The organism is Schnuerera sp., assembly GCF_035459645.1.
Classification (GTDB): Bacteria; Bacillota; Clostridia; order Tissierellales; family Tepidimicrobiaceae; genus Schnuerera.
Genome location: NZ_DATHXO010000430.1, coordinates 1 through 2,202, shown reverse-complemented (window position 1 = coordinate 2,202; position 2,202 = coordinate 1). Strand labels below are relative to the sequence as shown.

General features: G+C 32.3%; 3 protein-coding genes. All 3 read right to left on the bottom strand.

Annotated features, from left to right (window positions below; translation table 11 throughout):
* Positions 1-192: 192 nt before the first annotated feature.
* The gene (locus tag VK998_RS10230) at positions 193-1,401 is read right to left on the bottom strand and encodes a site-specific integrase (RefSeq protein ID WP_325228032.1); all 1,209 of its coding nucleotides are present in this window, start codon (positions 1,399-1,401) and stop codon (positions 193-195) included.
* Positions 1,347-1,859, bottom strand: a complete 513-nt coding sequence (locus VK998_RS10225) for an ImmA/IrrE family metallo-endopeptidase (RefSeq protein WP_325228031.1) — start codon at positions 1,857-1,859, stop codon at positions 1,347-1,349. The genes VK998_RS10230 and VK998_RS10225 overlap by 55 nt, the downstream gene beginning before the upstream one ends.
* Before the next feature lie 111 nt (positions 1,860-1,970).
* Positions 1,971-2,202, bottom strand: a 232-nt coding sequence (locus VK998_RS10220) for a hypothetical protein (RefSeq protein ID WP_325228030.1), incomplete at its 5' end; no start/stop codon positions are given.

Below are 2,202 nucleotides of genomic sequence, written 5' to 3'. Positions count from 1 at the left end.
ATAGTCTAACATCTCATGATGTTTCTTAATTTTCCTCCATGGTAAGGAAGAGGCCAGCGGTTCAAATCCGCTTGGAAGCTTTCTTCAAAACATTGATGTATAGCGGTTTCTAGACAATTACTAGAAATCGCTATTTTTTATTTAGTTATTTTGCCGACATTTTGCCGGCATATTTGTATATTTTGATGTTTTTCATTGTGTTTTAATGTCCTTAAACAATGCATTATCTAATTTTTGTGTAGCAATTTCGTCAGCTTGTTTTAATGCATGTCCATAGATGTTCATTGTTGTTTTTATATCTGAATGGCCGAGTCGTTCAGATATAATTTTTGCATGCACTCCTTGATTAATTAATAAGGTTGCCGATGTGTGTCGTAAAGCGTGTATATTGATATATTTTAATTTATGTCTTTTTATAAATCGAGTCCACCAATTTTTAAGTGATTCAGGATTATAGGGTTTGCCATATTCGTTACAGAGAATAAAGTTATGTTTTCCTTTTCTCCATTTATCCTCATCTTTAATAGCGAATCTTTCTTGTTTGCGCTGTATTTTCAACATCTTAATTGGTTCTATTAACGCATCGGATAGAACAATATCTCTTCTTTTACTGTTTCTACTTCCTTTTTTAATTTCGTGGATCTGGTATCCTTTTTCTTTCGAATATGTTAGCGCTTGTCTAACATGTATAATTCGCTGATTTAAATCGATATGCTTAAATTCAAGACCAAACAATTCTGATCGTCTCATTCCTGTTGTAATAGCAAGTTTTACGATAATTTGCCAATGTGGTACATGGGTCTCTGTCTCTAGTGCTTGTATCAACTTTGTTGTTTCTTCTAAGTCATAAACCGCCGACTCTTTATAGTCTACAGATGGCTTTTTAACTCCTTCTAATGGAGAATTCTCGAGAAACTTAATTTCGACAGCAAAATTAAAAATATTATTTAGTATTCGATAGTGATACTCGATAGTTGAAGATGATAATTTTCCTTCTTTTCCATCTAATCGCATCCCATCTTCACCTAGATTATCTAAAAAGTCGATAATATGAATCGGTTTAATTTCATTTAATTTAAAGTATTGAAAAGCAGGTAGTATTCTCAATTCTAGATAATAAACATGAGTCTCCAGTGTTGTGTGCGATAATCTTTTAATAGCACATTTGGGCATCCAATGTTTGTTTACGAATTCGACAAAACCTATTTCATTTTCTTCTATATAGCCACCGTCAGTCATTTCCGTGATGAATTGAGCTAGTTTAATCTTAGCTTCTGTTTTATTTTTAGCTGTAACTGTTTTATATTTTCTATTTCTTTTCTTTCCACCTACTGTTTTTCCTAAATCTATTTCCAATTGCCACCTGTTTCCGCCACGATGCCGTACATGTCCTTTTGACACTTTGTAGTTACTCCTTTCATAATAATTTTGTTTCTGTACATTTCTAAACGTTTTGATGCAAATCCATATTCGACGTTAAAAAGATTCATTACTTCATAGGTGCTCACCCCCTTTAAACGGCAAAGCATAAAGGTAGGAATACACAAATGATATGCGAAGTTGTCTGCCTGCCCTTCTTGGTATGAACAGAAAGAATCCGAAATGTTTTCTTGTCTTCCAGCATGCCAAAGAACATGACATAGTTCGTGTCCGAACTCTTGCCACTGCTGTTGGTAGGTTAGGTTATTATTCAGCAAAATAATTTTGTGTCCTTTATAATGGACTGATTCGCTGCTACAATCCCAGTACTGTACTTCTATTTTCGATTTACGGGATATGTTTTCTATATTTAACTGATCAGGACAATATATAGAAAGAGATTTTAAAAAGTTGTATATATATAATTCAGTTTTACCCATGAAATCCCTCATTGTTGTGAGAATGTATGTTCGGTTTAGTTGTAAAATAAAAGGCATACATTTATATGCATACCCTTGATTATAATTTTATCAATTAATTTGTTACATGTACTAAGCAGTTGTTTTAATTATATTACTACTCTCTTTTATAAGAATTATTTTAGCCATTATAGTCTCTATTTCTTGTTCTCTATCATAGATTATACTTTTCCCATTTGGTTCTATCATGTAACAGTGTTGAAGTTTATTCTCTGAATTAAAAATATAAACGGCCGTGATTAATTCATTATTATCTTGGAAAAGCAAAGTAACTTCTAACTTATCATGTTTTGGTGTGAAGTTA

Coding starts and splice junctions, on each gene's coding strand:
- VK998_RS10225 (WP_325228031.1), bottom strand. CDS start 1,859: ATGGGTAAAACTGAATTATATATATACAACTTTTTAAAATCTCTTTCT.